Raw genomic sequence first — 8519 nt, forward strand, 5'->3', positions numbered from 1 at the left:
CTGCGTTCTCGTAGTCGTGTCCGCCCAGGCTCTCTGATGCCATGTCAATGGCCGCTCACTGGCCGTTAATCCGGGCACGTGCACGGTCCGTAGGGGAGTGAGTCCCTCATTACCCGGCGGTGGCGGTGCCCCAATCGGCCTCGGTTACGTTCGGCGTAAGTCGTAACGGAGGGTGGGAAAAGGTGCTGACTTTCGAGTCACCCACGGACGCAGCGGAACGCGAGGGCCACGGGCGGCTGCAGGAACTGCAAGCCCTCAAGGAGCAGGCCCGCAACGGGACGGACCCCAAGGCCACCGAGCGCCAGCACGCCAAGGGCAAGCTGACCGCCCGCGAGCGGATCGAACTGCTCCTGGACGAGGGCAGTTTCACCGAGGTCGAGCGGTTCCGCCGGCACCGGGCGACCGGCTTCGGCCTGGAGAACAAGAAGCCGTACACGGACGGTGTGATCACCGGCTGGGGCACGGTGGCGGGCCGTACGGTCTTCGTCTACGCGCATGACTTCCGGATCTTCGGCGGCGCGCTCGGCGAGGCGCACGCCACGAAGATCCACAAGATCATGGACATGGCCATCGCGGCCGGTGTGCCGCTGGTCTCCCTCAACGACGGTGCGGGCGCCCGCATCCAGGAGGGTGTCAGCGCGCTCGCCGGGTACGGCGGGATCTTCCAGCGCAACACCAAGGCGTCCGGTGTCATCCCGCAGATCAGCGTGATGCTCGGCCCGTGCGCGGGCGGCGCAGCGTACAGCCCCGCCCTGACGGACTTCGTGTTCATGGTCCGCGACACCTCGCAGATGTTCATCACCGGGCCCGACGTGGTGAAGGCCGTGACCGGCGAGGAAATCAGCCAGAACGGTCTGGGCGGCGCCGATGTGCACGCGCAGACGTCGGGCGTCGCGCACTTCGCGTACGACGACGAGGAGAGCTGCATCGCCGAGGTGCGGTATCTGCTGTCGATGCTGCCTTCCAACAACCGCGAACTGCCGCCCATCGGCCGCGCCGACGACCCCGCCGACCGCCCGGGGGACGCCCTGCTCGACCTGGTCCCCGAAGACGCAGGCCGCTCCTACGACGTCCGCAAGGTCATCGAGGAGCTCGTCGACGAGGGCGACTTGATGGAGGTGCACGCCACCTGGGCGGCCAACCTCGTGTGCTGCCTCGCCCGCATCGACGGGCAGGTGGTGGGCGTCGTCGCCAACCAGCCGTTGGTGACGGCCGGGGTCCTGGACATCAAGGCCAGCGAAAAGGGCGCGCGGTTCGTGCAGTTCTGCGACTCCTTCAACATCCCCCTGGTCACGCTCGTGGACGTGCCGGGCTTCCTGCCCGGCGTGGACCAGGAGCACGACGGCATCATCCGGCGCGGCGCGAAGCTCCTGTACGCCTACTGCAACGCCACCGTGCCGAGGATCTCGCTCGTACTCCGCAAGGCGTACGGCGGCGCGTACATCGTCATGGACTCGCGTTCCATCGGCGCGGACATCGCGCTCGCGTGGCCGTCCAACGAAATCGCCGTGATGGGCGCGGAGGGCGCGGCGAACGTGGTCTTCCGCCGGGAGATCAGCACGGCGGCCGATCCCGATGCGGTACGGCGGCAGAAGATCGAGGAGTACCGGACCGAGCTGGTGCACCCCTACTACGCGGCCGAGCGCGGGCTCGTCGACGACGTCATCGACCCGCGCGAGACCCGTTCCGTGCTCGCCCGCTCGCTCGCCATGCTCCGCGCCAAGGACGCGGACCTGCCGCGCCGCAAGCACGGCAATCCGCCGCAGTGAGGCTCCGCCGGGCGGAGCGCCCGGTGTGGAGTACGACGAAGGGAGTGTGCGGGATGGCTGAGAGCCAAGGCACAGGCGGTCTGATCCGGGTCGAGCGGGGCAGCCCCGACGACGCCGAACTGGCGGCGCTCACGGCGGTGCTGCTGGCGACCGCGGCCGCCGCGGAAGGGGCGCCGGAGGAGGACTCCGACGCCGACCGCGCCGTGGCCCCGTGGCGTCGACCGGAGCGGTCTGCCGGGTTCTTCGCGGGGCCGCGCACGTGGCAACGTACCGCTGGCTGAGGGCTGTTGGAGGCGGGGCGCCCTGCGCCCCGCCTCCGGCTTCTCACGTGCTGAGCGTCGTCGCGATCAGGTCCGCCACCGGGGCCGTGTGGGTGTCCAGATAGAAGTGTCCGCCGGGGTAGACATGCAGCTTCCCCGGCTTCGTCGTGTACTCGAGCCAGCCCGCCGCGGCCTCCTGCGGCACGACCGGGTCGTCCGTGCCCACCAGGACGGTGATCGGGGTGTCCAGGAGGGGCCCCGGAATCCAGCGGTACGTGGACAGGGCCCGGTAGTCGGCGCGCAGTGCCGGCAGGACCATCTCCAGGAGCTCCGGCGCCTCCAGGACTCCGCCGCCGGTGCCGCCGAGCCGGCGTATCTCCGCGAGCAGCGCTTCGTCGCCCTCGATCTGGTCGCTCGGCCACGGGCCCTCCACCGGTGCGCCGCGGCCGGAGAGGAACAGGTGCGCGGGAGCGGGGGCTTCGAGGCGGCCCAGGTGGTGAGCCGTCTCGTGGGCGAGCAACGCGCCCATGCTGTGTCCGAACAGGGCGTACGGCCGGTCGTCGCCCAGGCTCTGGGCGAGGCGCTCCGCGATGGTCGCGGCCAGGTCCGTGAGTGAGGTCGCGGCGGGCTCGCGATGGCGGTCCTGGCGGGCGGGGTACTGGACGGCGACCGCGTCCACGCGGGGCGCGAGCGCCCGGGACAGCGGCAGATAGGCGCTGGCGGCGCCCCCCGCGTGCGGGAAGCAGAACACGCGGGGGGCGGTGCCGCCGTCCGCCTCGGTGTTGTCGTAGCGGCGGAACCAGGTGCTGTCGGGGCTCGAAGGGCTCGGCGGGCGCTGTGCCCGGTCGTCGGTCGTCACCATGGTGGGTCCAATCCCGCGGCCGGTCCCGGCCCTCGCGGGGCGGGACCGGCCGCGTATGTCGTACGGGCTACGGGCTCACTGGGACGGGGTCGGCAGGGCCGGGGCCGCGGGCGGCGTCGGGAAGTAGCCGGCCCGGACGAAGAAGGCGACGTACCGCCTGAACAGCTCGGGCGTCATCTCGGGGCAGGCGATGCCCATGCCGGAGTCGGCGAGGGCCCGTTCGGCGATGTGGGTGTCCACGGGCGGGTAGAACGTCTCGTTGCCGTGGGCCATCATTTCGAAGGCCTCGAGGAGCGGCAGCATCACGTTGTCCGGGTCGGACTTGACTCCGCTCCTCCAGGTCTCCCAGTCGCGCTCGGTCAACTCGTAGCCCAGGGACCGGAGTTCGCCGATGAACTCGGCGAAGCTCAGATGGCTCTGGTTGAACAGGTGGAAGGTGCCGTCGGCCGACTCCGGCCGCCGGGACAGGGCGACGACGGCGGCGCTGACGTAGTCGACCGGCGTCAGGTGCACCCGGCCGACCAGGCCGCGCGGCACCGCGCCCGCCTGGATCAGACCGCGCAGGCTGAGCCAGACGAAGTCGCGTGTCTGGCAGGCGCCGTTGACCTGGTCCCCGGAGATCACGTCGATCCGGTGCACCGACACGGGCAGTCCGCGCTCCCTCGCGACGGAGACGATCTGCTCGGCCACCCATTTGCTCTGCAGATAGCCGCTGGGCAGCGCCTCGGCGGGGCCGGTGGGATCGTCCACCTTCAGGGGGACGCCGCCGGCCAGTTCGCCCGCGAAGACACCCGTCGTGGAGAGGTAGTGCACGGGGACGGTGCGGTGCCGGGCCGCGAGGCGCAGGATCTCCTGGGTACCGCCGACGTTGCCCGCCTTCAGAGTGCTGTAGGGGTGCAGCCAGTGCACGGTGGCACCGGCGTGGTAGACGGCGTCCACGGTGCGGGCCAGCTGGTCGAAATCGCCCTCCGCCAGGCCGAGTCGGGGCTCCGAGAGGTCGCCGACGACCACCCGCAGGCGGCTCACGTCGACTGTGTCGGCCAGCTCGTACCAGCGCAGGTTCTCGCGGATACGCCGCAGCCCGTCGGCCGCGTCCGTGGCGCGCACCAGGCAGTGCACGGTGCCGCTCGTCTCGCGCAGCAGGTCGCGCAGCAGGAACGCGCCGAGGAACCCGGTGGCTCCGGTCAGGAGGATCTCGCCGGGGTCGGCGGCGAACCGCACGGTCTCGGCGGCCGGGACAATGTCGTCGTCGAGGACGATCTCGGCCGCGAAGTCGACCTCGTCCCGGGCCGGTTCTTCCCGGTCGGGGCCGAGCAGGGCCTCCCGCAGATGGGCCGCCATCCGCTCCGGGGTCGGGTGGTCGAAGACGGCAGTGGCGGGCAGCCGCACTCCGAGCCCGCCGGCCAGCCGGTTGCGCAGCTCGACCGAGGTCAGCGAGTCGAAGCCCAGATGTGAGAAGGGCCGTTCGGGGCTGACGGCGTCCGGGTCTGCGTGGCCGAGCACCCCAGCGGTCTGGGTGGCCACGAACTCCAGGACGAGGCGGTGCTGTTCGGCCTCGTCGAGGTCGGCGATCCGGTCGGCCAGATCGCCCGCGGCCACCGCGGAGTTGCTCGCGGTGCGCCGCACGGGGCGCCGGACCAGGCCGGTGAGCACGGTCGCCACCTGGGCGGGTTGCTCCCGCATGGCAGCCAGGTCGAGTCCGGTGAGGACGGGCACCGGGTGCGGGTCGGCCAGGGCGAGGTCGAGGAGCGCGGGGCCCCGGTCCTCGGTGACCGGCAGGAACCCCGCGCGGGCGATCCGCGCGAGGTCGGCGGCGGCCAGGTTGCCCGCGATGCCGCCGGTCTGCCGCCAGATGCCCCAGGCCGCCGAGGTGGCGGGCAGGCCATGGGCGGCCCGGTGTGCGGCCAGGCCGTCGAGGTAGGCGTTGGCGGCCGCGTAGTTCGCCTGTCCCGCGCCGCCGATGAGCGCAGCGATGGAGGAGAACAGCACGAACGCGGCCAGGTTCTCGTCCCGGGTCAGCTCGTGCAGATGCCGGGCGGCATCCGCCTTGGGCCGCAGTACGGCGGCCAGCCGCTCGGGGTCGAGGTCGGCGACCAGGCCGTCGTCGATGAGGCCCGCGGTGTGCACGACCCCGGTGAGTGGGTGCTCGGCGGGGACGGCCGCGAGGGCCTCTGCGAGCGCGTCCCGGTCCGCGGCGTCGCAGGCCACCACGGTGGCCTCGGCTCCCGACTCGGCCAGCTCCGCGACAAGTTCGGCGGCGCCGGGTGCCTCGGGTCCGCTTCGGCTGAGCAGCAGCAGCCGCCGTACGCCGTGCCGCTTCACCAGGTGGCGGGCGAACAGGGCGCCGAGGCTGCCGGTGCCACCGGTGATGAGGACGGTGCCGTCCGGGTTCCAGGCGCCGGAGGGTGCCGTGGGCGCGGCGGGCGGGGTGCGCCGCAGGCGCGGGAGGAGTATCCGGCCGTCGCGGATGGCCGCCTGTGGCTCGCCGGATGCGACCACGGCGCCGAGCAGGGCGGCGAGTTCCGTGTCCGCCGTGGCGTCGTCGGTGTCGACCAGGACGAACCGGCCGGGCGTCTCGGACTGCGCCGAGCGCAGCAGGCCCCAGGCGGCGGCGGACGCCAGGTCGGTGACGTCCTCGCCCGCCGCGGTGGCCACCGCGCCCCGGGTGCGGATCACCAGGGGCGTGTTGTCGGCAGGTCCGTCGTCGGACCGGCGCTGCGCGAGTTCCAGGGCCCTGCGGGTCACATGGTGCAGCGCGGCGGTCCCGCCGGTGTCTGCCCTCTCCTGGTCCGGCTCCGCACCCAGGACCGCCCAGTCGAGGGGCCGCTCCGCCGCGGGCATCTCGACCGGCTCCCAGGCCAGGTGGAACATTTCGTCCCGGGCGCGCCCCGCGACGAGTTCGGCGGCGGTCGCGGGCCGTCGCGTCACACCGCGCAGGGCGGCCACCGGCTGTCCGGCCCGGTCGGCCAGGTCGACGGACAAGGACCCATCGGCGGTACGGACGGCGCGCACCCGCAGGGCCGTGGCCCCGGTGGCATACAGCTCGAAACCGTCTCGTACGGCGTCGGTGAACACCTCACCGGAGTCCTCCGGGGCCTCGGTCCGTGCCGCGTCGAGCAACGACGCGGCACGCAGCGCGGTGTCGAGGAGGTTCGGGTGCAGGCCGAAGCCGGAGGTGGCCGTGTGCTGGTCCTCGGGGAGTTCGACCTCCGCGTAGACCGTGTCGGCGCCGTGCCAGGCCGCGACGATGCCGCGTTCCTGGTGCGCCGTGTCCAGCGGGAGTTCGGCCGCCTCCAGGGGCGGCCAGGCGGCCATGGTGGCGGGGGCCATGACGGCGGCGGTGAGGGTGCCGTCGGCGTGCGTCGTCCAGGGCACGTCGGCGCCGTCGGGGCGGCCGTGCAAGGTGAACGGGCGGGTGCCGCGGGCGTCGGGTGCGCCGACGGTGAGGCGCAGCTGGAGGGGCGCGTCGGCGGGCAGCGCGGGCGGTGTGTGCACGGTGAGCCTGGCCAGAGCGCCGGTGCCGAGTGCGTCGCCGGACGCGACGGCCAGCTCCACGAGTGCGGCGGTGGGCAGCACGGGGACGCCGTGCAGGGTGTGCCCGGCGAGCCACGGGTGGCTGCGGGTCGAGACGCGGGCGGTGCACAACGCGCCGTCGGCGTCCGGGAGTTCGACCTGCGCACCGAGCAGCGGATGGCCGCCGGGCCGCAGCCCGAGTCCGGCGGCGTCGGCCACGGCGCCGTCGGGGGCGAGCCAGTACCGCTCGCGCTGGAAGGCGTAGCCGGGCAGATCGGTGGCCGCGGCCCCGGTGCCGCTGAAGCAGGCCGCCCAGTCGACCGGCACTCCCCGGGTGTGCAGCGCGGCGACGGCCTGCAGGAGCGCCTCGGGCTCGGCGCGGTCGCGGCGTGCGGCGGGGACGCTGAGGACCGCGTCCGGGGCCTGCACGGAGGCGCTCACGAGACCGGCGAGCACGGCATCGGGACCGACCTCGAAGTACGCGGTGACGCCCTGCTCCTCCAGGGTGCGCACGGCGTGCAGGAACTTCACGGACTCGCGGACCTGTGCGACCCAGTAGTCCGGGGACGACAGCTGCGCGTGGGTCGCCGTCCTGCCGGTCACGGTGGAGACGAGGGGGATGCGCGGGCTCTGGTAGGCGATGTCGGCGGCGACAGCGCGGTAGGAGTCGAGCATGCCGTCCATGTGCGGTGAGTGGAAGGCGTGGCTGACGGTGAGGCGCTTGGTGGAGATGGAGCGCTCCTGCCAGTGCGCGGCCACGGCCTCGACGGCGCTCTCGTCCCCCGCGACCACCACGGAGGTCGGGCTGTTGATCGCGGCGATGCAGACGGCACCGCCGTGGCTGCGCAGCGAGGCGGCGACCTCGTCCTCGGCGGCCTGGACGGCGACCATCGCGCCGCCTTCCGGCAGGGCCTGCATGAGCCGGCCGCGCGCGGCCACCAGGCGGGCGGCGTCGGTGAGGGACCAGACGCCGGCGACGTGGGCGGCGGCCAGCTCGCCGATCGAGTGTCCGGCCACGAAGTCCGGGCGTATGCCCCAGGATTCGAGCAGCCGGGACAGCGCCACCTCGACGGCGAAGAGCGCGGGCTGGGTGAACTCCGTACGGTCCAGGCCCTCGCCGGTGGCGATGACGTCCGCAAGGGGCCGGGTCAGATGCGGGTCGAGGGCGGCCGCGACCGTGTCGAACGCCTCCTTGAACTCGGGGTGGGAGACATACAACTCTCGTCCCATACCGAGGCGTTGGGCCCCTTGTCCGGTGTAGAGGAAGGCCGTCTTGCCGGGAGTGCGGGTGCCGGTGATGACGGCCGGGTGGACATGGCCGGCGGCGAAGGCCCGCAGCCCGGCGAGGAGTTCGCCGGGGTCACGGCCGGTGACGGCGGCGCGGTGGTCGAAGGCGGTACGCCGGGTCGCCAGGGTGAACGCCACGTCGAGCTCCGCCGCACCGGCGCCCGCGCCCTCCAGGTACGTCGCGAGCCGGGCCGCCTGGGCGCGCAGGGCCGCCTCGTCCTTGCCGGAGACGAGCCAGGGCAGCGCGGGAAGGACCCGTACCGGCTGGGCGGGGGCGGCCGGCCCACTGTGATCGTCGGTGGGTTCCTCGGCCGGGGCCTCTTCGACGATGACGTGGGCGTTGGTGCCGCTGACGCCGAACGCGGAGATGCCGGCGCGGCGCGGGCGGCCTTCGGTGTCGGGCCAGGCGCGGGCCTCGGTGAGCAGTTCCACGGCGCCCGCGTCCCAGTCGACGTGGTCGGTGGGCCGGTCCACGTGCAGGGTTCTGGGGAGTTCGCCGTGGCGGATGGCCTGGATCATCTTGATGACGCCGCCGACACCGGCGGCCGCCACGGAGTGCCCGATGTTGGACTTCAGAGAGCCGAGATACAGGGGGCGTTCGGCGGGCCGGTTCCTGCCGTAGGTGGCGAGCAGGGCCTGGGCCTCGATGGGGTCGCCGAGGCGGGTGCCGGTGCCGTGCGCCTCGACCGCGTCGACCTCGGCCGAGCCGAGGCCCGCGCTGGTCAGCGCGGAGCGGATGACGCGCTCCTGTGAGGGGCCGTTGGGTGCGGTGAGCCCGTTGCTCGCGCCGTCCTGGTTGATGGCGCTGCCGCGTACGACCGCGAGGAC

General features: G+C 73.3%; 4 protein-coding genes. 2 read left to right on the plus strand and 2 right to left on the minus strand.

Features of this window, described 5'->3' with window-relative positions:
* Window positions 1-182 precede the first annotated feature (182 nt).
* The gene (locus AC5P1C_RS40445) at window positions 183-1769 is read left to right on the plus strand and encodes an acyl-CoA carboxylase subunit beta (protein ID WP_493870992.1); all 1587 of its coding nucleotides are present in this window, start codon (window positions 183-185) and stop codon (window positions 1767-1769) included.
* A 53-nt stretch (window positions 1770-1822) separates the two neighbouring features.
* Window positions 1823-2050, plus strand: a complete 228-nt coding sequence (locus AC5P1C_RS40450) for an acyl-CoA carboxylase epsilon subunit (RefSeq protein WP_493870993.1) — start codon at window positions 1823-1825, stop codon at window positions 2048-2050.
* 43 nt (window positions 2051-2093) lie between these two features.
* On the opposite strand, the gene AC5P1C_RS40455 is transcribed toward AC5P1C_RS40450, so the two are convergent.
* Both AC5P1C_RS40455 and AC5P1C_RS40460 read right to left on the minus strand, forming a co-directional pair.
* Window positions 2094-2891: a thioesterase II family protein gene (locus tag AC5P1C_RS40455; protein ID WP_493870994.1), complete on the minus strand. Its 798-nt coding sequence runs from the start codon at window positions 2889-2891 to the stop codon at window positions 2094-2096.
* Between the two features lie 75 nt (window positions 2892-2966).
* Window positions 2967-8519: thioester reductase domain-containing protein (locus AC5P1C_RS40460; protein WP_493870995.1), on the minus strand; the 5553-nt coding region annotated here is incomplete at its 5' end.

This window comes from Streptomyces sp. A18, assembly GCF_059026065.1.